This window comes from Sphingomonas sediminicola, from assembly GCF_049991885.1.
Lineage (GTDB): Bacteria > Pseudomonadota > Alphaproteobacteria > Sphingomonadales > Sphingomonadaceae > Sphingomicrobium > Sphingomicrobium sediminicola.
This window is the reverse complement of the sequence record NZ_CP178916.1, coordinates 258,613-281,025: the sequence shown is the minus strand read 5'-3', so window position 1 is coordinate 281,025 and position 22,413 is coordinate 258,613. Positions and strand designations below refer to the sequence as shown.

The window sequence follows — 22,413 nt, the reverse complement described above, 5'->3', positions numbered from 1 at the left end:
ACCGTGAACATTCGTGAACATTCGAAATTGAAAGGGTAGCCAGATGGCAGCCAAGGACGTGAAATTCAGCCGTGACGCGCGTGAGCGCATTCTCCGCGGCGTCGACATTCTCGCCGACGCAGTGAAGGTGACGCTCGGTCCCAAGGGCCGCAACGTCGTCATCGACAAGAGCTTCGGCGCTCCGCGCATCACCAAGGACGGCGTCACCGTCGCCAAGGAGATCGAGCTCAAGGACAAGTTCGAGAACATGGGCGCGCAGATGCTGCGCGAAGTCGCTTCGAAGACGAACGACCTTGCCGGCGACGGCACCACGACCGCGACCGTCCTCGCTCAGTCGATCGTCCGTGAGGGCATGAAGTCGGTTGCGGCCGGCATGAACCCGATGGATCTGAAGCGCGGCATCGACATCGCCGTTTCCAAGGTCGTCGAAGACCTCAAGAGCCGCTCGAAGGCCGTTTCGGGCAGCCAGGAAATCGCCCAGGTCGGAATCATCTCCGCAAACGGCGACAAGGAAGTTGGCGAGAAGATCGCCGAAGCCATGGAAAAGGTCGGCAAGGAAGGCGTGATTACGGTTGAAGAGGCCAAGGGTCTCGAGTTCGAGCTGGACGTTGTCGAAGGCATGCAGTTCGACCGCGGCTATTTGTCGCCCTACTTCATCACCAACCCAGAGAAAATGCAGGTCGAACTTACCGACCCGTACATCCTCATCCACGAGAAGAAGCTGTCGAACCTCCAGGCGATGCTTCCGATCCTGGAAGCGGTTGTCCAGAGCGGGCGTCCGCTCCTGATCATCGCCGAGGACATTGAGGGCGAGGCTCTGGCCACCCTCGTAGTCAACAAGCTGCGCGGCGGGCTCAAGGTGGCGGCAGTGAAGGCTCCGGGCTTCGGCGATCGCCGCAAGGCGATGCTCGAGGACATCGCGATCCTCACCGGCGGTGAGATGATCAGCGAAGATCTCGGCATCAAGCTTGAGAACGTCACTGTGAACATGCTGGGCCAGGCCAAGCGCGTCACCATCGACAAGGACAACACGACGATCGTCGATGGCGCCGGTCAGCGTGAGGGCATCGAGGGCCGTGTGGCCGCGATCCGTCAGCAGATCGAGAACACGACGTCCGACTACGACCGTGAGAAGCTGCAGGAGCGGCTGGCGAAGCTCGCGGGCGGCGTTGCAGTGATCAAGGTCGGCGGCGCGTCCGAGATCGAGGTCAAGGAGCGCAAGGACCGCGTCGACGACGCTCTCCATGCGACCCGCGCTGCGGTCGAGGAAGGCATCGTTCCGGGCGGTGGCACTGCCCTGCTCTACGCCACCAAGGCTCTCGAAGGCCTGAAGGGCGAGAACGACGACCAGACCCGCGGCATCGACATCATCCGCAAGGCGCTCCAGTCGCCGGTGCGGCAGATTGCCGAGAACGCAGGCCATGACGGCGCCGTGGTTGCCGGCAAGCTGATCGACGCCCAGGACCCGACGCTAGGCTTCAACGCACAGACGGAGGTCTACGAGAACCTCGTTGCGGCTGGCGTGATCGACCCGACCAAGGTCGTCCGCGCTGCGCTCCAGGATGCGGCATCGGTTGCCGGCCTGCTGATCACCACCGAAGCGGCGGTCAGTGAACTGCCCGAAGACAAGCCAGCGATGGCTGGTGCCGGCGGCATGGGCGGCATGGGCGGCATGGACTTCTAAGCCCAGGTCCAAAACGCAAAAGAGAAGGGCCGGAGGAGCGATCCTCCGGCCCATTTTTTTCGTCCTCGGTCCTACTTGCCCGCCAGATCGCGGATCATCGATTCCCAGTGCAGGATGTTGTCGGTGAGCGACTGGACGGGGATGCGCTCGTCCTTGCCGTGGGCGCGCTCGTCGTCCGGCGACACGCCCCACCCGCCGTCGACACCATAGACCGGGATCCCGCGAGCCCGGAATTCCAGGCCGTCGGTCGCACCGGTCGACATCTGGGGAATGATCGGCTGATTCGGGAACCGGGCGTGAACCGCCTTGGTATAGGCGCTCACCACATCAGGCCTAAGCGGCGAGACCGGTGTTGGACGGCCGGCATCTGCGTCCGGGGTAACCTCGACATTCGGGCCCACCAGCCTCTTCAACTCAGCCTCGATAACCTTCGGTTCCACGCCGGGCAGGATTCGGCAGTTGACCGTTGCTTCCGCCATCTGCGGTAGGGCGTTGTCGGCATGACCGCCCTTGAGCCGCGTCGCGACACAGCGGGTGCGGGTCAGGCCAACCTCGAGCGGATCGGATTCGATGCGGTCAGCGCCCGCGCCGTCGGAGGGGTCGGCCACCCAGGCGCGCATTGCATTGCCGAGCTCGCTGTTCCCCTCCTGCTTGGCCCGCTCTGTGAAATAGACCTTCGTCGTCTCGTTCAGAGCCGGCTCGAACCTGTAGCCCTGCAGCTTCTTTAGGGCGTCGGCGAGATCGTAGATCGCATTGTCGGGACGCGGCCGCGAGCTGTGGCCGCCCGGGTTGCGGGTGCGGAAATAGTAAGTCTGGAAGGTCTTCTCGGACGTCTGCAACCCGAAGCCGAGCGGCTTGCCGTCGCGGGTAAAAGCGCCGCCGCCGCCGTCCGCATTGAGCGCGAACTCCGCCTCGGTCCACTTCCGCCACTCCGTCGCACCGAGCTCGGCGCCCTTGCCCTGCGTTTCCTCGTCTCCGGTGAATAGGATGACGATATCACGGTTCGGCTTGAAGCCTGCCTCCTTGAGCTTCAGCAGCGCAACGAGCGAGGGCACGAGGCCGCCTTTGTCGTCGCCCGATCCCCGGCCGTAGAAATAACCGTCCTTCTCGACTAGCTCGAACGGGTCCGTTGTCCAGTCAGACGGAAGCGCATCGACGACGTCCATGTGGGCGAGGATCAGCATCGGCTTGTGCTTCGGAGTCCCCTCTGCCGGCCATCGAGCAATGATCGCCGCCGTGTCGTTCCCCGGCACCGACGTGTAGGGCAGGACGTGGATGTCGCTATCCGCCCATCCGGCCCCCCTCAACTCGCCTGCAATGTAATTGGCCAGCTTTAAATTCTCGCCCGCGCGACCCTTCACGGTCGGCGTTTCGACCGCCGTCTTGTAGATTTCGCGCGCTTTGGCGTCCCATTTTCCCGGGAGCGCCTTCCCGCCCTTGAGCGCGGCCGCTGGCGGTGAATTGATCGGCGCCTCAACGCTCTGCGCGATCGCAGCAGTCGACGTCATGAGCGCAAGCGAAACGGCAATCGAACGGATCATAATTCCCCCTGATGAAATGCGTTGTTCAGCGGCCTGCTAGCTCCCGGATAATCGTCTCCCAGTGCACGACATCGTCGTACATCGCGCGCACTGGAATTCGCTCGTCGAGACCGTGGGCGCGCTCGTCGTCCGGCGAGATGCCCCAGCTTCCATCGACGTCGTAGACTGGAATGCCCTTGGCGCGGAAGAACGAGCCGTCGCTCGCCCCGGTCGACATCAATGGATAGACGCGCATCGCCGGGCCGTGGATCTTCTGGATCGCGTCGGTAACCGCCTTCAGCACGTCCGGCCGAAGCGGTGACGGCGGGGTCGACTGACCAATATAATTGGGATCGGGAACGACCTCGACCTTCGGGCCGACGAATTGCTGGATTTCGGACTGGACGTCCTTCGGATCGACGCCGGGCATGATGCGGCAGTTCACGGTCGCCTTCGCCATTTGCGGAAGCGCGTTGTCGGCGTGGCCGCCTTCGAGCATGGTCGCGACGCAGCGTGTACGTGTGAGGCCCACCTCGAGCGGGTTTGCCTCGATCTCATCCGCAGCCGCGCCATCGTTCGGATTTGCCAGCCAGCGGCGGATTGCCTGTCCGAGGGGGCTGTCGCCTTCCTGTTTCGCGCGCTCCTGGAAGTAGCCGCGGCTGGTGTCGTTAAGCATTGGCGTGAAGCGATGGTTCTGAAGCGCCTTCAGCGCATCCGCCAACTCGTAGATCGCATTGTCCGGCCTCGGCCGTGAACTGTGACCGCCCGGATTGTGGGTCGCCAGGAAGTAGGTTTGGAAGGTCTTTTCGGCGGTCGAAATCCCGCATCCTATAGGGCGGAAGTTCTTGTCATAGGCGCCGCAGCCGCCGTCAGCATTCAAACCAAACTCAGCCTCGGTAAGGTTGCGCCATTCGCTTGCGCCAAGCGTTGCACCAATTCCGCGCGTCTCTTCGTCGCCGCTGTAGAAGAAGATGATGTCGCGATTGGGCTTGAACCCTTCCGACATCAGCTTGACCGCGGCCATGGTCGTCGCGACGTCGCCGTTCTTCATGTCGCTCGCGCCGCGGCCAAGGAAGTAGCCGCCCTCCTCGCGGAACACGAACGGATCGTTCTTCCAGTCCTCGCGCTTGGCTTCGACCACGTCCATGTGGCCGAGAATCAGCATCGGCTTCTTGGTCGGATGCGGCGAGCGCCAGCGGACGATCAGCGCGACCGTCTTGTCGCCGGGCAGTGCCTCGTAGGGCATGACGTGAATGTCCGCCTCGGGAATTCCGGCCGCCCGAAACTGGTCGCCAAGAACCTTGGCCATTCGCGGCATCTCACCGCGATTGTGAACGGACGGAATCTCGATCGCCTGCTTAAAGACCTCGCGAGTTTTCTGCTGCCATTTCGGTTCGAGCTTGGACGGAACCGTCAACGGGTTGGTGGCGGCAAGAGCGGTCGTCGAGAACGCAACGAGGACACAAGCGAGCAGGCGCTTCATCGATTCTCCCCTCGGAAGCAGGAAGCGGAGGCTAGTGGCGAATAAAGACCGGTCAAGCGTGGTCCGTACCATGCCCTTCCGCCAGATATTCGGCGCTGCGCATTTCCTCGAGACGGCTGACGGTCCGCTGGAACTCGAAGCTGCCGTCCCCCGCTGGATAAAGGCCGGAGGGTTCGGCATCGGCCGCTGCGAGCAGCTTCACGCGATGCTCGTAGAGCGCGTCGACGAGGGTCACGAAGCGCGCCGCCTCGTTACGCATCTCGCGGGTCATCACCGGGATGCCGACGATGATGACGGTGTGGAATCGCTGGGCGACGGCGAGATAGTCCGCTGCGCCGCGCGCCTCACCAACCAGCCGCTTGAACGAGAAGACGGCGACGCCCTTCAGGCTTTTCGGCACATGCAACGTCCGGCGGCCGCCGACTTCCAGCTCTTCGGTCGGAACCTTGGCGCGATCCTCGACGGGATAGTCCGTCAGCTTGAAGAAGGCAGTGCTCAGCGCCTGCGTCGCTTCCGGTCCGTTCGGAACGTGCCACACCTTCACGCCTGAGAGTCGGTCCATCCGATAGTCGGTGGGGCCGTCGACCTCGACAACGTCAAAGCGCCGTTCAATCAGGTGGATGAAAGGCAGGAACAACTCTCGGTTCAGGCCGTCCTTGTAGAGGTCGTGCGGTGGGCGGTTGGACGTCGTCACGACCCGCACTCCGCGCTCGAGCAGATGCTCGAACAGCCGCGAAAGGATCATGGCATCGGCGGGGTTGTTGACGACCATCTCGTCGAAGCAGAGCAGCTTCACTTCGTCCGCGATGTCGTCGGCAACACGCTCAAGCGGGTCGCCTTCCTCGTCCTTCCTTTTCTCGCGAAGCCTCGCGTGCGCTTCCAGCATGAAGGCATGGAAATGGACCCGTCGCTTCGGCTGAACCGCGACATGCTCGAAGGCCAGGTCCATGAGCATCGACTTGCCGCGGCCGACGCCGCCCCAAAGGTAGACGCCGCTCAGGCCATCGTTCCGATTGTTGAACAGCTTGCCCAGAAGTCCGGTGCGCTTGGAATAGAGCTCCCTCTCCAGCCGGTCGAGCGCTACGACCGCCCGCTCCTGCGCGGCGTCGGGCTTTAGCTCCCCTGCCCTGACGAGCTCCTCATAGGCCCGCCCGACGGGTCCGCTCATGCCGGCGAGTTTCGCTCGCGCACACGCTTCAGCGTTCCAGTGAAGCTGTAGCAAGGCTGGTCATCCTGCTTGACCACGCCCTGCAAGAACACGTGCCCGCGGGTCTGCCGCACCAGTTCCACGTGCGCGTCGAGCGGGATCCCGACCTTGCCGCGCGAAAGGAAATGGGTGGTCATGTCGAGCGTGACGTAATGGCCCTGCTCCATCCCGGCGCAGCGGCCGCCGGCGAACATCGCCATGTCGATGAAGCTCATCACCGCGCCGCCGTGGATCGAGCCGCCCATGTTCATGTGCGCCTCGGTCGGGAACATCCGCGCCATTCCCCGGCCCGGCCCGCCCGGCTTGAACAGCAGCCGGCCGGTCGCCGCCGCGAAGGAGCTGCGCGGGAAATCGCCCCAGCTGTACCAGCCGGGATTATCCGGATCGGGTTGCGCACCCGACGGAACGCCGACGTCTTCGAGGCCGTCCTTAAACTCGTGGCCGTCTTCGCTCACGCGGCCCGTTCGGCGATCAGCTTCTTCGTTTCCGCGATAGCCTTGGCCGGGTTGAGACCCTTCGGGCACACGTTCGCGCAGTTCATGATCGTGTGACAGCGATAGAGGCGGAACGGATCTTCGAGATCGTTCAGGCGCTCACCGGTTGCTTCGTCACGGCTGTCGGCCAGCCAGCGATAAGCCTGGAGGAGAACCGCCGGCCCAAGGAAACGGTCGGAATTCCACCAATAGCTCGGGCAGCCCGTGGAGCAGCAGAAGCAAAGGATGCACTCGTAAAGGCCATCCAGCTTCGCGCGGTCTTCCGGCGACTGTAGCCGTTCGCGCCCGGACGGAGCCGGAGTAACGGTCTTCAGCCAAGGCTGGATCGACGAATATTGCGCGTAGGCGTGAGTCAGGTCGGGAACGAGGTCCTTCACCACTTCCATGTGCGGCAGCGGCGTGATTGTTACGTCGCCCTTGATGTCGCCGATCGCTGTCGTGCAGGCGAGGCCGTTGCGACCGTCCATGTTCATCGAGCAGGAGCCGCAAATGCCTTCGCGGCAGGATCGGCGAAACGTCAGTGTCGAGTCGACCTCGTTCTTGATGCGGATCAGCGCGTCGAGAACCATCGGGCCGGTCTTGTCGAGGTCGAGCGTGTAAGTATCGACCCGCGGATTGTGCCCGGTGTCGGGATCGTAGCGATAGATCTTGAACGTTTTCAGCCGCGTGCCCTGCTCGGCGGCGTGCGTCTTGCCCTTGGAGACGCGGCTGTTCTTCGGAAGGCGAAACTCGGCCAAGGCCTGCTCCTGAAAAGTCTTGTGGGGGCGCTATCACCCGCGCCCTTTCATTTCAAATCGTGGACGCGGCCTTCAGCACTTCCTGCGCGTGTCCCGGCACCTTCACCTTGCGCCACGCGCGGGTAACCTTCCCGTCGGCGCCGATAAGAAAAGTCGCGCGCTCCATCCCCATATATTTGCGGCCGTACATCGACTTTTCTATCCACGTCCCGAAGGCGTCGGAAATCCGTCCGTCCTCATCGGAGGCCAGCGGCACGGCGAGGTCATACTTGCTGATGAATTTCTCATGCTTCTTCATCGGGTCACGGGAGACTCCAATGACCTTCACGCCGGCTTTTTTGTAGTCGCCCGCAAGCTCGGTGAAGTCCTGCGCCTCACGCGTGCAGCCCGACGTGTCGTCCTTCGGATAAAAGTACAGCACGAGCGGCTGACCGGGAGACGACAGATCGACGGTGCTTCCATCGCTCGACGTCACTTGAAGCGCCGGAGCCTTGTCGCCTTCGCTGATCATTGAGCTTCCCTCACCGATTTCCAGAGCTGGGCGATCCTCTGCCGCGCCTCGTCGTGAGCCGCAAGCAGCGAATCCCAGCCTTCATGGCCGCACAAGGCGGCTACCAATGACCTCGACTTTTCGGACGGCTCGTTGCTGTCCGGAGCGATCAACCGCATCACCACAAGCATACGGCTCAACAATCTCAGATCCGGGTCGTAGCTGGGGTCGATCAGGCCATGCTCAGCCAGGCCTTCGATCGCATGCTCGAGGCGCGGGTCGAGACCTTTCCCGTGGATGAGTTGCAGCGTGTGGACCGCGAACTCGAGATCCACGAGGCCGCCCGGACCAAGTTTGATGTCGAGCGGTCCGGACGGCTTCTTATGGCGAGCCATGTCTTCGCGCATCTTCGCCGCATCGGCGCGGGTCTTCTTCGGATCGCGATTGGTCGAGAGAATCGATTGGATCGTCCGGGCCAACTGCTCACGCTTTTCCGGGGACCCGTAGATCGGCCGCGCACGGCAGAGCGCCATATGCTCCCACGTCCATGCCTCGCCGCGTTGGTAGTTCAGAAATCCTTCCAACGAGACTGCGAGCATCCCCTCGCCCCCCTGCGGCCTCAGGCGTGTGTCGACGTCGTAAAGCGGGCCCGCAGCCGTCGGGACGCTGATCGCAGCGGTGATCCGATTGGCCAGCCGGTTGTAATAGTCGGTTGCACTGAGCGGCTTCTTCCCGTCGGACATCGCGCCTTCGGGCGCATCGTAAACGTAGATGATGTCGAGGTCCGACGCGTGGGTCAGAGCTCGTCCGCCAAGACGACCGAGCGCCAAGATCATCAGCTCGCCGCCCTCGATCTTGCCGTGGGTCTTCGCAAACTCGTCCGAAGCTAGCTCGGCCATTGCGACGATCGTCCCTTCGGCGACGTTGCTGTAACCCATGGCGAGGTCGAGCGGGTCGGCGTGCGCGGCGATCAACTGCACACCAAGCGAGAAACGCCGCTCCGCGATCAGCCTTCGCGCACGGTCGAGGGCGCGGTCGTAGGGCTCTCCACGCATTGCGGAACGGAGACGCTCGGCCATGGCGTCGGGCTCGGGCGGAAGCGCGAAACTGGATTCGTCGATCAGGCCATCGAGCAGGTCCGGCCGTCTCGCCAGCATGTCGGCCAGTGGCGGAGCATGGGCCAGAACCAGCGCGAGATGCCGCGCAAGCTGCGGACGGGCTTCGAGAAGCCGGTAAAGATTGATCCCGCTCGATAGCCTGTCGACGATATCGGCCATGCGGTTGAGAGCGCGGTCCGGGTCTGGCCCGGACGCAATTTCCCGCAACAGCGCCGGGAGCATCGCCTCGAACGCAGTTCTCGCCGCCGGCGAGCGCAGCGACCGGGCGCGTCCTGACCGCCAGTCCATCACCCTTCGAAGCGGCATTTCCGGCTCATTGAAGCCGAGCGACCTCAGCTCGTCGATCAGAATGTCGCCATCGTTGGACAAACGGCCTTCGCGGTCGGGCGCCAGCGAGTTGAACAACTGCTCCGCCCGGTCGACGTGTGGCTGGAGCAGCTCGATCAACTCCTCGCCGGTCGAGAGACCGTGAAGCTTTGCGACATTGTCCAGAGCCTCGCCATCGAGCGGCAGGAGGTGCGTCTGTGCGTCGTCGACCATCTGTGCCCGATGCTCGATGGTCCGCAACAGGACATAGGCTTCGGACAATGCGGAGGCATCTTCTTCCGAGATTCGACCCGCCGCCTGCAGGGCATCGAGCGCATCGAGCGTTGCCGAGGCGCGGACCGACAGGTCGCGCCCGCCGTGGATCATCTGCTGAATCTGGGCGAAGAACTCGACCTCGCGAATCCCGCCTCGCCCGCGCTTCAGGTCATAGCCCGGCCCGAGCTTGGCGCCCTGCGCAAAGTGATCGCGGATGCGGGCCGAAATTTCCCGAACTTCCTCGATAACCCCGAAGTCGAGCGACCGGCGCCAGACGAATGGCTGGATCGATTTAAGGAAGTGCTCGCCGAGCGGCCGGTCGCCTGCACAAACGCGCGCGCGAATGAAAGCCGCACGCTCCCAGGGAAGCGCAGAGGATTCATAGTGCGAGATCGCCGCGTTGATGGGCAGGACGATGGGGGTGACCTCCGGCGACGGGCGAAGCCGAAGATCGACGCGTTCGACATAGCCATCCGCAGTCCGCTTCTGCAGCAGCTCGATCATTCGCCGCCCGACGCGAACCGCTGCTTCGGATGGATCGTCCCGCTCGCGGCGCGGCATCGCTTCCGGGTCGAAAAGCAGCAGCAGGTCGACGTCGGAAGAATAGTTGAGTTCGCGACTGCCGAGCTTGCCGAGGGCCAGCACCGTGATTCCCCGGACCTCAGCGTCCGGAACCCGTTCGGTCAGCGCCGTCGCGAGCGATCGCTCGATCGCCACGTCGGCGAAATCGGACAGGTATCGCGTCGCCTCTTCGAAGCCGAGTTCGCCGGCCAGGTCGCCGAGCGCCACGGCCAACGCTACGCCCAGCCGGCGGCGGCGAAGCTCCGCATCGACAGTCGGCGCGCTCGCGACGAGTGCGGCATCGATGGCGGCGGTGCTGCCCTTCTCGAGGAATTGGTCGACCAGGCCTGAAAGCGATGCAGCGGCCTCTCTTAGGAACGGCGAGAATTCGCGGGCGCGCCTCAACGCCTCTTCCCGAACGGCAGTACCGTTCGGGGCTGAGCCTAATTCAGTCCGTCGCACTGAGGGCACGGTTTTGCGAAACCTCCGAGCCGGTTAGTCGTTAGTCAGGAACCATGGACACGGAGCGTCGATCCAATGGTGCAACGGATATCAACATGGACCGAAGAATAATCCGCGTCGATATCCCGCCAGCACATGCCGGCATTACGGCTGCCCTCCGGCGAGCATTCTCGCCGGTGAAGGAGGAGCCGTGCGAGCGCGATTTTTCCGATTTGCTGCAACGGCTGAACTAGCCGTTTTCTAGTCTTCCTGAGCGCCGACCGCGCGCTCGTGGTCGCGGCTGAGATCGTCCACTTCGTTCATGATCGTTTGAAGCGCGGACTTGTTCGGGTCGGTGCGGTGCTGGCGGCGTGACGGGAGCTTGCCGCTAGAAAGCAGCCCCTCGAGCGCAACACGCCCGCGGGCGACCCGGCTCTTGATCGTTCCGACCGCACAGCCGCAGATTTCCGCGGCTTCTTCATAAGCGAAGCCGCCGGCGCCTACGAGGATCAGTGCCTCACGCTGCGGCTGCGGCAGGTGCATCAACGCACGCTGCATGTCGCTGAGCTCGATGTGGCGATCCTGGCTGGCGGGCGCCGCGAGGATCTTCGAAGCCGTCAGCTCGTCCCACTCGCCCTTGAAGCGCGCGCGGCGCATCTGGCTGAGGAAAAGATTGCGCAGGATGATGAACGTCCACGCGCGCATGTTGGTACCTGCTTGGAATCTCTTCCGGGCGGCCCATGCCTTCAGCAGCGTTTCCTGGACCAGGTCGTCGGCAAGGTCGCGGCTTCCGGACAGCGAACGGCCGAACGCGCGCAGATGCGGAATGACCGCCGCTAGCTGGTCCTTGAATTCCGGATCAGAAAGCGGAACCCACTCGGTCGTCGCAGCCGCACCCGCCTCTTCGGCCGTTTGTTGATCTTGTTCTTCGGCCACTAATCCCCGCCCGGTTCAGACAATGGGTATCCGGCTCAATATGAACCGGATGAATACACGTAGAGAATGACAGAATCGATGGAGGTCAGGTCGCCGCGATCGCGTAAATGATCGCGAACAATACCACCACCAGCGCCAGCGAGATCCCGAGAACGTAGCGCGTCATGTGAGGCGTTACGCCTGCGCGCGCCTCAGTGGTCGTAACCTGTTCCTGTCTCTCGTTGCTCATCATTCTCTCAAGCCATGCGTTCCACGGGCCAACGCGCTTTGTCAGCCCATGTTCCGCCAGCGTTACGGCTTAAGGGTCAGGCCGGCACCGTTGCTGCGTCGAAGAACAACGCCTGCGCTATGGCCGCCTTCACCGTCGACCGCTGGAACGGCTTGGTGATGAGGAAGGTGGGTTCCGGGCGGGTTCCGGTCAACAGCCTCTCCGGGAACGCCGTGATGAAGATCACGGGCACCGAGAACTCGGCGAGGATGTCCTTCACCGCGTCGATTCCGCTCGAATCGTCGGCGAGCTGGATATCTGCAAGGACTAGCCCCGGCGGGTGCTGCCGGGCCTGGGTAACGGCCTCGTCGCGGGTGACCGCGACGCCGGTTACATTGTGGCCGAGGTCGCGGACGATCGTCTCGATATCCATAGCGATGATCGGCTCGTCCTCGATGATAAGGACGTCAGCGAGCGTCTGGCGCTCGATCTCACCCAACGCTTCCGCAACGAGCGAGTCCACGTCCTCCGGAGAGGCCCCGATCAGATAGGCCGCATCGTCCGACGAGAACCCTTCCAGCGAGGTCAGGAGCAGCGCCTGGCGCGACAGTGGAGTGATCCGCGATAGTCGAGCCTGCGCGATACCTTCAGCGCCGGCGTAATCCTTGGCCGGCTCCTCGCCCTCTTCAACATTGGCCGTCGACCATATCGCGTGGAACGTCTTGTAGAGACCGAGACGCGGATCGACATCGCGCGGAAACTCGTCCGGCTGTGCGACAATCGCCTCGAGCGTCGCTCGAACGAAGGCGTCGCCATGCGTCTGGCTGCCGGTTAGGGCGCGCGCATAACGGCGGAGGAAAGGCAGGTGCGGTGCGAGTTCCTGACCCAGGGACATATAAACGGACTCTCCCAGTCGAAAGCGGGGTCTTTGGGCGTGCGTAACGGTTGATGCAACCCTTGGCCGGGTCGAGTCAGCAGTTACCGTACACTCCCCCGCTGAGATGTGCTGATCGCTGGAACAAAGGACAAAGCATTTGGTTTCCGCTTCGCGCGGCAAAGGATTGCTGCGGGTTTATGGACGCAGCGCTTGGAGCCGCGTCGGGGTTCGGCGCCTGGCGTTGAACTTTCCTTAAACCCGTTGCACCTCACGAGTGGAACGCTAAACGAAGCGCGCTTGTACCCGCGCAAGGGGGGACGAGAGGTTGAGTGTTAAGCAGAAGGGCGGCTCTCATCGCGGTGCCGACAAGGCAATGCAGAAGACGTCCGACGAAAAAAAGAACCGTAAGCAAAGGGCCGGCGACATCGGACGTGCACTCCGCACGATCTACGATGACACGCTGCGAGAAACTGTGCCCGACGATTTCAGTGACCTGCTGGGGAAACTCAGCTGAGCCGTTGATGACAATCCCGACATGCTAAGCGAAGCGGCCCGGCGCTTTGCGGCGCTGCCGACAGCGGTTAAACTGCTGCTGATCCTGACTGCTGCACTGCTGCCGATCGGCATCAGCCTGGTCTGGGCAGCGAGTCAGGGAATTCGGGATGCGAACGACGTTCTTCGCTCACAGGCGGAAGAGCAGGCCCGGTTGGCTACACGAGGCGTCGAAAGCCTAATCGCTCGGAACGCACTTGCTCTAAGGATCGCCGCGAACGGGCGCATTGCTGACGGCGATGGAACCTGCGCGACCCTCGAGCAATCGCTGACAGTCACTCCCGCAGTCGCACGACAGTTCGAGCTGGAAGACACCAACGGTAAGCGAATCTGCGAAGTCGGGAACGTGCCCGAGACGAGCCGGCTTCCGCTCGTCGCGCCTGGCGACATCGCCTTACGAATCCTTCCCGAAGAAGAAGCCCTGACGTTTCGCGTCGGCGTGGCCGGCGGAATGGCGACCGGTTCCTTCACAAAGGCGGAGCTCCGCCAAGCGGCAGTGGACGCAGCCCCGAATATCGAGACGCTTGCCCTTCGTGACGGGATGAATGAGCTGCCGATCCTGACCCCAGAAGCTCTTCGGCGGGGCCGGGAACAGCTCGCAACCAGTCGCTGGCCAATGGCGAACGGGCGGCTGGAAATGCTCGTCGGGACGAAGATCCCGATGATTACCACCGGCGATCGATTGCTGCTGATGCTTCCGTTCCTGATGTGGATCGTCGCCGCGCTCCTGACCTGGGTGGTCGTGAACCGCCTTCTGATCCGCCCGCTCCGCCACCTCAAGCGCTCGGTAGTCCAATACGAGCCCGGCGAGGGCGAATTCGTTCTGCCGCTAAAGCTCGGGCCTGCGACCGAGATTCGGGATCTCAGCGAGGCTTTCGCTCGAACGGTCCGCCGGGTCGAAGATTCGGAGCGCGACATGGCTGGGGCCCTGGAAGGGCAGCGAAAGCTAGTCCGGGAGGTCCACCACCGGGTGAAGAACAACCTCCAGGTCGTCGCCTCGCTTATCAACATACACGGCCGCACGGCCGAGACCCCTGCCGCGCGCGCCGCCTACGGATCGATCAGCCGCCGCGTCGGCGCGCTTTCGATCGTTCACCGCAACCATTTTGCGGAGATGGAAGAGAATCGCGGAATCTCCCTGCGCCCCCTCCTCTCGGAGCTTGCGGCGGAGCTCCGCGCCACCGCACCGGAGTCCGCGCGCACAATGCGCATCGAACTCGACCTGAAAAGCGCCAACACCACACAGGACGTCGCCGTTTCCGTAGCCTTCCTTGTGACGGAGATCGTCGAGTTCGCGATGCTGAACACGCCCGAGGACCCGGTGGAAATCACGCTCCGCCGCACGAGCGAGCTGACCGCCCGCCTGACGTTGAACAGCAAGGTTTTGAATCCCGATGAGGAGGGGGACCGCGAAAAAATGCAGTTCGAGCGGATTATCGCAGGTTTGGCGAAACAGCTTCGTTCCGCCCTTGAACGCAAGCTTGGCCGCTACAGCGTTGAATTGCCGGTGTTTCCGCCCCGCTAAGAGGCTGGACGGGTCGTTACGGTTGCGACGAAAAAAGTTTCGCAAGCATCGGAACATCTGCGGAAGAAGGCGCGTTTTGCACAGTGGATAGTGACCTTTTGCCCCCCCGCTCTCGCTATCCGCTTAAATGGGCCCGGAACCGCCAACCCTCCCCCCCCCGGTGGCGTTTCCGGGCCCTCATTACATTCAGCTAGCCGAACCACCGTTCGCGGAAGCAGCTTCCTTGCGGCTTCGACGCCAGTGCGTCAGGCGGATCGCGAGGATCGCGAGCTCGTACAGTGAGTAGAGCGGCACCAGCAGCAAAAGCATTGAGACGGCGTCGGGCGGCGTGAGCACGGCCGAAACGGCGGCGGAGGCCACGATCGCATAGCGCCGCGACTTCGTGAGCTGCTCCAGAGTGATGAGACCTGCTCGCTCCAGGATCATCAGCAGGATCGGCGTCAGGAAGGCGACACCGAACCCGAACAGGAAGCGGGTGCAGAAGTTCAGGTAATTGCCGACACCCGGAAGCGCCTCGCGCTGGATCCCACCGACGTCACCCTGAAAGCTGAGCAGGAAGTGCAGCGCCCAGGGCATGGCGACGTAATAGGCAAAGGCGGCACCCCCGATGAAAAAGAACGGCGTCAGCAGGAGGAATGGCAGCAGCGCCTTCTTCTCCCGCGCGTAAAGCCCGGGCGCGACGAACTTCCACATCTGGATCGCGAAGAAGGGGAAGCCGAGCATCAAAGCCGCAAAAAGGGCGACTTTCACCTCAACGAAGAAGGCCTCGAAGATGTCGGTGTAGATGACCTTGCCCTGGCCCGCTGCAAGCAGGGGCTGGACGAGAAAGGCAAAGATCATCTTCGCATAGGCAAGGCAGGCGAAGAACAGCACGACCAGCACGCCGAACGACAGCAGCAGCCGTTTGCGGAGCTCGATAAGGTGCTCGAGCAGCGGCGCCTTGGTGTCGTCGATGTCCCTCACGGCAGCTCGCGCTTGTCTTGAGGAGGATCGAGCGGAAGCGTCGGCTGATCGATTGCAGGCTCCTCGGCTTCCGCCTTCTGGGCCTCTAGAAGCGCCGGATACTCGCGCATTATGCGCTCATTCTCCTCGCGCCACTTCTGCTCCATCTCCTCTAGCTCGGCCTCCCGGATCATCGCGTCGATGCCGCTCTGGAAATGGCGTGCCATTCCGCGAATCTGGCCGACCCAGCGACCGACTGTGCGGAGGGCATTGGGCAGGTCCTTCGGGCCGATGAAAATCAGCGCTAGGACCGCGACGAGAACGAGTTCGCTGGTGTCGACGCCGAACATGCGGGCGCCCTTCGACTAGAGTTTAGCCGTTTGTACGGTCGTCACCGGCTGGCGGCACGGAGTCGGTGGTGCGGCGCGGCTCCGGAGTCACATCGATCGGCTCGTTACGCGGCAGCGGGCGCGGTTCCTGCCGCTCGGCCGGCTTGTCTTCCTCGGCCATGCCCTGCTTGAAGCTTTTCAGGCCCTTGGCGACGTCGCCCATCATGGCCGAAAAACGATTCCCACCGAACAGCAGCAGGAGAATGATCGCGAGGATCAGGATATGCCAGAAACTGAAGCCACCCATGGAAAGAACTCCTTTGGCGGGCCTTCTAGTCGTCCTCTTCTTCGCTTTCCAGTTGCAGCTGCTCCAGCGCCTCGAAAACACCCTGGTCGAGTGGATCGAGCAGTCCGGCAGCCTTGAGATCGTCGATCCCGGGTAGGTCCTTCCGCGACCCAAGCCCGAAATGCGTCAGGAATTCCTGTGTCGTCGCATAGAGTAGAGGGCGGCCGGGACCTTCTCGACGTCCGGCCGTCCGCACCCAACCCGCCTCCATCAGCACATCGAGCGTGCCCTTGGAGATCTGGACGCCGCGAATCGCTTCGATTTCGGCGCGGCTTACCGGCTCGTGATAGGCGACAATCGCTAGCGTCTCGGTCGCCGCACGCGAGAGGCGGCGCGGCTCCTCGCGGGTCCGCCGCAGCAGATGCGCGAGATCGGGTGCCGTCTGGAAATGCCAGCGGCCGCCCCGCTCCACCAGCTCGATGCCCCTGCCGGTGTAGATTTCAGCGAGCGTAGCGAGCGCGGCCTCTACGTCACCATCTCCAGAGTAGCCCTGGATTTCCTCGATGGTGAGCGGTTCTGAGGATGCGAAAATCGTCGCCTCCACTGCGCGAACGAACTCGTCCATCAGGCAGCGCGCACCTGTAAAGGGGCAAAAGGCTCGTCCTGGCGGAGGTCAAGCCGCCCGCGGCGAGCGAGCTCAAGCGCAGCCACAAAGCTCGACGCCAGTGCAGACCGCCGGAAGGCGGGATCGTCGCTGTCGGGAAGGAATTGGCCGATTTCCATCCAGTCGATCGCCATGCCGATCATCTTTCCGACACGCTCGATCGCGTCGTCGAGGGTCATCACCGAACGCATGTGGACGACATGCATTGCCGGCTGGGTCCGGGCCTTGACCGCGCCATAAGCCGAGAAAAGCTCGAACGAGTTCACCTGCCATGCCGACTTGCGGACCAGTCGCAGCCCTTCGGGCAAGCCGCGCACGAACACGTCGCGTCCGATACGGTCGCGGCCAAGCAGCCGCGCGCCCGCCTCGCGCATCGCGTCGAGCCTTAGCAGCCGCATCTGCAGGCGAAGGGCGACTTCCTCCGGGCTCGGGTCCTGTTCCGGGTCCTTCGGCAGCAGCAGGCAGGATTTCAGGTAGGCGAGCCACGCAGCCATCACGAGATAATCGGCCGCGATCTCGAGCTTCAGTGCCCGCGCGCTGGCGATATAGTCGGTGTACTGATCGACCAGCTGCAGGATCGAGATCTGTGTGAGATCGACCTTCTGCGCGCGAGCTAGGTTGAGGAGGAGGTCGAGCGGACCTTCCCAACCATCCAGATTAAGCGTCAGCTCTTCGGAGCCGGCCGAGAAATCGAGCGCATCCACCCCCATGCAGCGAGACTAAACCCAAGTTCCCGGACTGCGAAGGGAAAAGGCCAGACTCCTGTGGATAAATCGCGACTCAAGCGAGGGCGAGCAGCGCGTCCCTCTTTTCGACCGCAGCCGCGAAATCGAGGCCGTCGTCCGGGGTGAAGGTCCGCGCCATCGCTCGCGCCAGGCGAACCTCCGCTTCATCCGACAAGGCTGGAACGGCTTTGGCGACGAGAATCATGTTGTCCATTTTGCCGTCGCAATGAAGGGCGACGTCGCACCCCGCCTTCACGCAGGCGGCCGCGCGCTCGCCGTGATCGCCCGCGAGCGCTTCCATCCCGATATCATCGCTCATCAGGAATCCATCGAAGCCGATGCGCTGGCGGATGATCTCGTGGATGACGATCGGCGACTGGGACGCCGGACGGTCCGCATCCCACTGCCGGTAGAGCAGGTGGCTGGTCATCCCCATCGCCGCATTATGGAGCCGTTCGAACGGTTCCATGTCGACCGCGAGCTCGTCCTCATTCGCTTCGACGATCGGCAGCTCGTGATGGCTGTCGACAAGAGCGCGGCCGTGGCCGGGAATATGCTTGATGACGCCGAGAACGCCGGCGGAATGAAGGCCGTCGAGGATCGCACGGCCGAGCGCCGCCACCTGCATCGGCTCCGAACCGAGAGCCCGGTCGCCGACGATGTCCGTCGCGCCCGGCTGGCGGACGTCGAGCATCGGCAGGCAGTCGACGTTGACGCCGACCTCATTGAGCATGAGCGCCAGCGCGCGTGCGTTAACTCGGGCTGCCTCGATCGCACTGGACGGTGCCCGCTGGTAAAGCCGGTCGAACGCCTCACCGCTCGGGAATGAGGGCCATTCGGGCGGACGCATTCGAGCGACCCTTCCGCCTTCCTGGTCGATGAGGATCGGGACTTCGGACCTGCCCGCAATCTCGCGAAGACCGTCGGTCAACCGCCGCATCTGATCGCGGTCGGCGCAGTTGCGCTTGAACAGGATGTAGCCAGCCGGATCGGCGTCGCGAAAGAAGTCGCGTTCGTCAGTAGTGATTTCGGTCCCTTCGAGACCGTAAATTGCAGCTTGCATCAGTTCGCCACGAAGCAGTTCTCGCCCGCAACCTTCAGGGCCTGACAAACCTGCTTCGCCTCAGCCGGCGACGGAGCCGCCGCTCGAAGGCGAATGCCGCCCGAGAACGGGATGATCATCTTGTTCATCGCTGCGACTGAAGGGAAGCGCGTCGAAAGTGCCGTCCAGGCCCGCTCGGCCTGCGCCCGGTTTGCGAAAGCCCCCAGCTGAACGACGCTGCCCTTACCTCCCGTTGGTTGCGGCTCAGGTTCGAGCTTTGTCTCTGTCTGGACGGGCGCAGGCTTGGGCGGGGCCATGGAGAACCCTGGTTTCGGTTCGGCCTGCGGTTTGGGTGCCACGACGGCCTCCTCCGGCGACTTGCTAAGGTCGAGCTGGGCGTCGGTGTCCTGCCCCGCGCTCGTCTCGAACGCCGTCTCGCTTTCGCCGGCCACGTCGAGTCCGCCCGGGTCGGTTGGCTTGACCTTGTATGGTCCCGGCTCCGCGCGGATCAGCTCAGGCGCGCCGCTACCCTCCCCGCCATCCCGCTGCCCGAGCCAGAAGAAGGTACCTGCGACGAGACCTACCGCGAGCACAACGACGAGCAGCGCCGCAAGCATGCGCCGGGCCGGAACTCCGCCGGGACCATCCTCGTCGTCGACCGCCTCGAGCCAAGGCAGCTGCTCGTCATAAGCCTGCCGGCTGTCGCTCATCCCCGCTTCCCTTCCGCGCTCCCGCTAGGTCAACCACGACGCAACTCTGGCCGATCGCCCTCATCCGCTGGCAAAGCACTTCGGAATGAGCCTGTGAAGTGGTCCCGATCTGGAGCCGATAATAAACACGGCCATTCCGCAGCGACGGGATATCGGTGACGACCGCCGGAAGCTTCTTCATCGCCGGAAACGAGCGAGCGAGCTTTGCCCAGGCCTGCTTGCCCTGGCGAAGGCTCGAATAGGTGCCAACACGAACCATCCGGCCTGAAGCAGCGGACGAGTCCCAGGGATTGGAGAATTCGAGAGGCTTGCGCTCGGGAGCAGTCGTCTTGGCCGGAGCACTTGGCTCGATGCCGATCGTTACAGTCGGATTGGCCACGCGCTTCAGAGCCGGCTCGGAATTGAGCGTGGGCTGCACGTCTTCCTGCATCCGAATTACGACGGGCGCCGGTGCCGGCGTTGGCTCGACTTCACGCATCGGCGCGAGCCCCGGCGCCTGGCGAGGCGGCTGGACCGGCTGTGGCGCAGGAAGTGGGGTTGAGACGGCTTCCGGCTGACTTTCCGTGACCGGCGTTTCCGGCGACCACGAGCGGGTCATCCCGAACCAGAAGGACAGGACCGCAATCGCAACCATCCCGACGACCAGGAGCGGAACGGTCCAAAGACGGCCCGATGGCCTCTTGGGAGCCTTCTCGTCGGTCAGCCAGGGAAGCCGGTCGGCATCCCGTGCAATCGTGTCTGCCATAACCCTCAGCGCATTTCCTCGGTCGCGGTCACGCCCATCAATGCGAGTCCGCTACGGATAACCTGCCCGATGCCTAGCGCGAGTTCCAGTCGCGCGCGAGAGAGTTGTGGATTGTTTTCAACAAGAAAGCGTCGATCGGGATCGTCGTTGCCGCGATGCCACAGAGCGTGAAATGCCGCGGCAAGATCGTAGAGGTAGAAGGCAATCCGATGCGGCTCGTGAGCCATGGCCGCGGCCTCGACGGTCCGCGGGTATTGCGCAGCCAATTTGACCAGCGCGATCTCCTCCTCGTCGAGCAGATTGAGATCGGCCGGCGTGTCCAGGCTGACCCCGGCGTCCGCTGCCTTCCGCTTCAAAGAGCTGATCCGCGCGTGGGCATATTGGACGTAAAAGACCGGATTGTCCTTCGACGCTTCGACGACCTTGGCGAAGTCGAAGTCGAGCGGCGCATCGGCCCGGCGGGTCAGCATGATGAAGCGCACGACATCCTTGCCAACCTCGCGGACAACGTCCGCCAGCGTCACGAAGGAACCCGACCGCTTGGACATCTTCACCGGCTCACCAGCGCGGAACAGGCGGACCATCTGGATCAGCTTCACGTCAAGATCGACGCGGCCGTCTGTCAACGCGTTCACGGCGGCCTGGACGCGTTTGACGGTTCCCGCGTGGTCTGCGCCCCAAATGTTGACGAGGTGGTCGGCGTTCTGCGCCTTCTGGAAATGGTAAGCGGCGTCGGCTCCGAAATAGGTCCAGCTTCCGTCCGACTTCTTCATCGGCCGGTCCTGATCGTCGCCGAACTGGCTCGAGCGGAACAGGGTCAGTTCGACCGGCTCCCACTCGTCGTGCGGATCGAGGCTCTTCGGCCGTTCCAATTCGCCTTCGTAGACGAGGCCCTTGTCGCGCAGGACCTCCATCGCTTTCTCCACCGCCCCGGACTTCTGAAGCTTGTCCTCGGACGCGAAATGGTCGTGATGGATCCCAAGCAGGCCGAGGTCGTGCTTGATAAGGTCGAGCATCGCGGCAACCCCGCGCTCGCGGAATGTCGCCAGCCATTCGTTCTCGGGCAGCTTGGCATAACGATCGCCGAATTCGGCTGCGAGCTGCTCGCCGACAGGAACGAGATAGTCGCCCGGATATAGACCTTCGGGGATCTCGCCGATACCTTCGCCGAGTGCCTCGCGGTACCGCATGTGCAGCGAGCGGGCGAGGACATCGACCTGCGCGCCCGCGTCGTTGAGGTAGTATTCCTTGGTGACCCGGAAGCCGGCGGCCTCCAGAAGCCGAGCCAGCGCATCGCCGACCACTGCGCCGCGGCAATGGCCCACGTGCATCGGACCGGTCGGATTGGCCGAGACATATTCGACGTTGACCCGTTCGTTCTTGCCGATGTTCGACAGACCGTAATTCTCGCCCTGCGCGAGAATGGCCTCGAGCTCGTTCCGCCAGGCGCCGGGCGACAGTCGCATATTGATGAAACCTGGCCCCGCGACTTCGACTGAAGTCACATCTGGCAGTTCCTTCAGATTCGGAGCGATCGCTTCGGCTAGCGCGCGCGGGTTCGCCCCTGCGCCTTTTGCCAACACCATTGCTGCATTGGTCGCGAGATCCCCGTGCGAAGGATCGCGAGGCGGCTCGACCGCCACGGCACGGCGGTTGATTTCCGCGGGCAGGACACCCTCGGACTGAAGCTGGTCGAGCACTTCGTCCAGAAGCGCGGCATATCGGGCGTAAAGGCTCAATTCGGTCACCAAATTCGGAAAGCGCGGCCTCTAGCGCACGCCCTTCGCCGCGTCACCATCACGGTCCAAAAACCGCATTCGTCCCGTTTTGGTACGTTATAATTGCGTCGGGTAAATTTAAGTTAAACTTATGGTTAACAAGTTCTCAAATTTGCAGTAAATTCCGCCAGCTAGACGATTCGCTGCGCTGGAGGGAGCGCGAGTCCCGGCATGTGAAAAGGGGACTATTGTTATGAAACTCGCTCTAAAGGCAGGTATCGCCGCTCTTGCGTTGTTTTCCGCAGCACCTGCTTCAGCCGCGCTTACGGTTGTCTCACCATGCGATGCGACGAGAACCAATCCCGATGCAGTCGCCTGCGCAGGCTACTATGACGGGAATCTGCTCAACAACGCAGACATTGGCGACATCAACGCTGCACTGGACGTTCTAGGCGGCGGAAGCTTCGAGGACGTCATTTGGTCTGATATCGAAGATACGAAAGCATTCTTCGACGAATCCGGCGGAGTTCTGACCTTTGACACAGCGCTGATTGGCCAACAGATCCTCGGCATCCATTTCGGCGGTGCCGGCGAGTTCCAGAACAGCGTGACCGTCTTCTATCTATTCGATTTCGCATCGCCAACGACCAGCATTACGTTGAATCAGAACGGCTTCTCCGATGCCGTACTCATCGGCGGGGCAGTTCCCGAGCCGGCGACATGGGCGATGATGCTGCTGGGGTTCGGTGCGATTGGCTTCGCAATGCGCCGGCATCGCCGGGAACTCATGCCTCAGGTGGCATAGCAACAGCGTTAAGCACGCCAATTCCAGCTGGT

At 63.0% G+C, this 22,413-nt stretch carries 24 protein-coding genes; 5 read left to right on the top strand and 19 right to left on the bottom strand.

Features of this window, described 5'->3' with window-relative positions; genetic code table 11:
- The first annotated feature begins 43 nt into the window (after positions 1–43).
- Positions 44–1,684 (top strand): chaperonin GroEL, encoded by a 1,641-nt coding sequence (groL, locus tag ACMC5O_RS01440; RefSeq protein ID WP_187708008.1) that lies wholly within the window; start codon positions 44–46, stop codon positions 1,682–1,684.
- A 71-nt stretch (positions 1,685–1,755) separates the two neighbouring features.
- Here groL and ACMC5O_RS01435 read toward each other — a convergent pair whose 3' ends face one another.
- The 7 genes from ACMC5O_RS01435 to ACMC5O_RS01405 are packed head-to-tail and all read right to left on the bottom strand — an operon-like array spanning position 1,756 to position 10,338.
- The gene (locus ACMC5O_RS01435; protein WP_426693139.1) at positions 1,756–3,225 is read right to left on the bottom strand and encodes a M20/M25/M40 family metallo-hydrolase; all 1,470 of its coding nucleotides are present in this window, start codon (positions 3,223–3,225) and stop codon (positions 1,756–1,758) included.
- 25 nt (positions 3,226–3,250) lie between these two features.
- Positions 3,251–4,687, bottom strand: a complete 1,437-nt coding sequence (locus ACMC5O_RS01430; protein ID WP_187708012.1) for a M20/M25/M40 family metallo-hydrolase — start codon at positions 4,685–4,687, stop codon at positions 3,251–3,253.
- 52 nt (positions 4,688–4,739) lie between these two features.
- Positions 4,740–5,855: a cell division protein ZapE gene (zapE, locus tag ACMC5O_RS01425; RefSeq protein ID WP_426693138.1), complete on the bottom strand. Its 1,116-nt coding sequence runs from the start codon at positions 5,853–5,855 to the stop codon at positions 4,740–4,742.
- Complete coding sequence (locus ACMC5O_RS01420) at positions 5,852–6,349, bottom strand: PaaI family thioesterase (protein ID WP_187708013.1); 498 nt, start codon at positions 6,347–6,349, stop codon at positions 5,852–5,854. Before ACMC5O_RS01420 ends, zapE begins: the two co-directional genes overlap by 4 nt.
- The gene (locus ACMC5O_RS01415) at positions 6,346–7,125 is read right to left on the bottom strand and encodes a succinate dehydrogenase iron-sulfur subunit (protein WP_426693137.1); all 780 of its coding nucleotides are present in this window, start codon (positions 7,123–7,125) and stop codon (positions 6,346–6,348) included. Before ACMC5O_RS01415 ends, ACMC5O_RS01420 begins: the two co-directional genes overlap by 4 nt.
- Before the next feature lie 52 nt (positions 7,126–7,177).
- On the bottom strand, positions 7,178–7,636 hold the full coding sequence (locus ACMC5O_RS01410) for a peroxiredoxin (protein WP_187708014.1): 459 nt from the start codon (positions 7,634–7,636) through the stop codon (positions 7,178–7,180).
- The gene (locus ACMC5O_RS01405) at positions 7,633–10,338 is read right to left on the bottom strand and encodes a bifunctional [glutamine synthetase] adenylyltransferase/[glutamine synthetase]-adenylyl-L-tyrosine phosphorylase (RefSeq protein WP_426693136.1); all 2,706 of its coding nucleotides are present in this window, start codon (positions 10,336–10,338) and stop codon (positions 7,633–7,635) included. Before ACMC5O_RS01405 ends, ACMC5O_RS01410 begins: the two co-directional genes overlap by 4 nt.
- 95 nt (positions 10,339–10,433) lie before the next feature.
- Between ACMC5O_RS01405 and ACMC5O_RS01400 the strand changes: the two genes are divergently transcribed.
- Complete coding sequence (locus ACMC5O_RS01400; protein WP_426693135.1) at positions 10,434–10,571, top strand: hypothetical protein; 138 nt, start codon at positions 10,434–10,436, stop codon at positions 10,569–10,571.
- 7 nt (positions 10,572–10,578) lie between these two features.
- Here the strand turns inward: ACMC5O_RS01400 and ACMC5O_RS01395 are convergent, their stop codons facing one another.
- From ACMC5O_RS01395 to ACMC5O_RS01385, 3 genes are all read right to left on the bottom strand, one after another.
- Complete coding sequence (locus ACMC5O_RS01395) at positions 10,579–11,253, bottom strand: sigma-70 family RNA polymerase sigma factor (RefSeq protein WP_426693134.1); 675 nt, start codon at positions 11,251–11,253, stop codon at positions 10,579–10,581.
- Positions 11,254–11,338: 85 nt separating this feature from the next.
- Positions 11,339–11,485, bottom strand: coding sequence for a hypothetical protein (locus ACMC5O_RS01390; protein WP_187710010.1), 147 nt, complete (start codon positions 11,483–11,485; stop codon positions 11,339–11,341).
- 73 nt (positions 11,486–11,558) lie between these two features.
- Positions 11,559–12,356 carry a response regulator gene (locus ACMC5O_RS01385; RefSeq protein WP_187708015.1) on the bottom strand — a complete coding sequence of 266 codons (798 nt, stop codon included), beginning with the start codon at positions 12,354–12,356 and terminating at the stop codon, positions 11,559–11,561.
- 355 nt (positions 12,357–12,711) lie between these two features.
- On the opposite strand from ACMC5O_RS01385, the gene ACMC5O_RS01380 reads away from it, so the two are divergent.
- A complete protein-coding gene (locus ACMC5O_RS01380) occupies positions 12,712–12,852 on the top strand; it encodes a NepR family anti-sigma factor (protein ID WP_187708016.1) in 141 nt (46 codons plus the stop codon).
- A gap of 21 nt (positions 12,853–12,873) precedes the next feature.
- The gene (locus ACMC5O_RS01375; protein ID WP_426693133.1) at positions 12,874–14,415 is read left to right on the top strand and encodes a sensor histidine kinase; all 1,542 of its coding nucleotides are present in this window, start codon (positions 12,874–12,876) and stop codon (positions 14,413–14,415) included.
- A 186-nt stretch (positions 14,416–14,601) separates the two neighbouring features.
- Here ACMC5O_RS01375 and tatC read toward each other — a convergent pair whose 3' ends face one another.
- From tatC to argS, 9 genes are all read right to left on the bottom strand, one after another.
- Entirely contained in the window at positions 14,602–15,378 is a 777-nt protein-coding gene (tatC, locus tag ACMC5O_RS01370) for a twin-arginine translocase subunit TatC (RefSeq protein WP_426693132.1), read from the bottom strand.
- Positions 15,375–15,707: a Sec-independent protein translocase protein TatB gene (gene tatB / locus ACMC5O_RS01365; protein ID WP_187708020.1), complete on the bottom strand. Its 333-nt coding sequence runs from the start codon at positions 15,705–15,707 to the stop codon at positions 15,375–15,377. Before tatB ends, tatC begins: the two co-directional genes overlap by 4 nt.
- A 22-nt stretch (positions 15,708–15,729) precedes the next feature.
- Positions 15,730–15,993, bottom strand: a complete 264-nt coding sequence (locus ACMC5O_RS01360; RefSeq protein WP_187708021.1) for a twin-arginine translocase TatA/TatE family subunit — start codon at positions 15,991–15,993, stop codon at positions 15,730–15,732.
- Positions 15,994–16,018: 25 nt separating this feature from the next.
- The gene (gene scpB / locus ACMC5O_RS01355) at positions 16,019–16,597 is read right to left on the bottom strand and encodes an SMC-Scp complex subunit ScpB (RefSeq protein WP_187708022.1); all 579 of its coding nucleotides are present in this window, start codon (positions 16,595–16,597) and stop codon (positions 16,019–16,021) included.
- The gene (locus ACMC5O_RS01350; protein ID WP_187708023.1) at positions 16,597–17,346 is read right to left on the bottom strand and encodes a segregation and condensation protein A; all 750 of its coding nucleotides are present in this window, start codon (positions 17,344–17,346) and stop codon (positions 16,597–16,599) included. Before ACMC5O_RS01350 ends, scpB begins: the two co-directional genes overlap by 1 nt.
- A gap of 70 nt (positions 17,347–17,416) precedes the next feature.
- Positions 17,417–18,424: a beta-N-acetylhexosaminidase gene (gene nagZ / locus ACMC5O_RS01345; protein WP_187708024.1), complete on the bottom strand. Its 1,008-nt coding sequence runs from the start codon at positions 18,422–18,424 to the stop codon at positions 17,417–17,419.
- Positions 18,424–19,113, bottom strand: a complete 690-nt coding sequence (locus ACMC5O_RS01340) for an SPOR domain-containing protein (protein WP_187708025.1) — start codon at positions 19,111–19,113, stop codon at positions 18,424–18,426. Before ACMC5O_RS01340 ends, nagZ begins: the two co-directional genes overlap by 1 nt.
- Positions 19,088–19,858, bottom strand: coding sequence for an SPOR domain-containing protein (locus tag ACMC5O_RS01335; protein ID WP_187708026.1), 771 nt, complete (start codon positions 19,856–19,858; stop codon positions 19,088–19,090). Before ACMC5O_RS01335 ends, ACMC5O_RS01340 begins: the two co-directional genes overlap by 26 nt.
- A gap of 5 nt (positions 19,859–19,863) precedes the next feature.
- A complete protein-coding gene (gene argS, locus ACMC5O_RS01330) occupies positions 19,864–21,597 on the bottom strand; it encodes an arginine--tRNA ligase (RefSeq protein ID WP_426693542.1) in 1,734 nt (577 codons plus the stop codon).
- A gap of 232 nt (positions 21,598–21,829) precedes the next feature.
- On the opposite strand from argS, the gene ACMC5O_RS01325 reads away from it, so the two are divergent.
- Entirely contained in the window at positions 21,830–22,381 is a 552-nt protein-coding gene (locus ACMC5O_RS01325) for a PEPxxWA-CTERM sorting domain-containing protein (RefSeq protein ID WP_246444088.1), read from the top strand.
- The last annotated feature ends 32 nt before the right edge of the window (positions 22,382–22,413 follow it).

Coding starts and splice junctions, on each gene's coding strand:
- nagZ (WP_187708024.1), bottom strand. CDS start 18,424: ATGCAAGCTGCAATTTACGGTCTCGAAGGGACCGAAATCACTACTGAC.
- ACMC5O_RS01325 (WP_246444088.1), top strand. CDS start 21,830: ATGAAACTCGCTCTAAAGGCAGGTATCGCCGCTCTTGCGTTGTTTTCC.
- ACMC5O_RS01340 (WP_187708025.1), bottom strand. CDS start 19,113: ATGAGCGACAGCCGGCAGGCTTATGACGAGCAGCTGCCTTGGCTCGAG.
- ACMC5O_RS01350 (WP_187708023.1), bottom strand. CDS start 17,346: ATGGGGGTGGATGCGCTCGATTTCTCGGCCGGCTCCGAAGAGCTGACG.
- ACMC5O_RS01400 (WP_426693135.1), top strand. CDS start 10,434: ATGGACCGAAGAATAATCCGCGTCGATATCCCGCCAGCACATGCCGGC.
- ACMC5O_RS01435 (WP_426693139.1), bottom strand. CDS start 3,225: ATGATCCGTTCGATTGCCGTTTCGCTTGCGCTCATGACGTCGACTGCT.
- ACMC5O_RS01410 (WP_187708014.1), bottom strand. CDS start 7,636: ATGATCAGCGAAGGCGACAAGGCTCCGGCGCTTCAAGTGACGTCGAGC.
- ACMC5O_RS01375 (WP_426693133.1), top strand. CDS start 12,874: ATGCTAAGCGAAGCGGCCCGGCGCTTTGCGGCGCTGCCGACAGCGGTT.
- ACMC5O_RS01360 (WP_187708021.1), bottom strand. CDS start 15,993: ATGGGTGGCTTCAGTTTCTGGCATATCCTGATCCTCGCGATCATTCTC.
- tatB (WP_187708020.1), bottom strand. CDS start 15,707: ATGTTCGGCGTCGACACCAGCGAACTCGTTCTCGTCGCGGTCCTAGCG.
- zapE (WP_426693138.1), bottom strand. CDS start 5,855: ATGAGCGGACCCGTCGGGCGGGCCTATGAGGAGCTCGTCAGGGCAGGG.
- ACMC5O_RS01380 (WP_187708016.1), top strand. CDS start 12,712: ATGCAGAAGACGTCCGACGAAAAAAAGAACCGTAAGCAAAGGGCCGGC.
- ACMC5O_RS01390 (WP_187710010.1), bottom strand. CDS start 11,485: ATGATGAGCAACGAGAGACAGGAACAGGTTACGACCACTGAGGCGCGC.
- ACMC5O_RS01335 (WP_187708026.1), bottom strand. CDS start 19,858: ATGGCAGACACGATTGCACGGGATGCCGACCGGCTTCCCTGGCTGACC.
- ACMC5O_RS01385 (WP_187708015.1), bottom strand. CDS start 12,356: ATGTCCCTGGGTCAGGAACTCGCACCGCACCTGCCTTTCCTCCGCCGT.
- groL (WP_187708008.1), top strand. CDS start 44: ATGGCAGCCAAGGACGTGAAATTCAGCCGTGACGCGCGTGAGCGCATT.
- ACMC5O_RS01430 (WP_187708012.1), bottom strand. CDS start 4,687: ATGAAGCGCCTGCTCGCTTGTGTCCTCGTTGCGTTCTCGACGACCGCT.
- scpB (WP_187708022.1), bottom strand. CDS start 16,597: ATGGACGAGTTCGTTCGCGCAGTGGAGGCGACGATTTTCGCATCCTCA.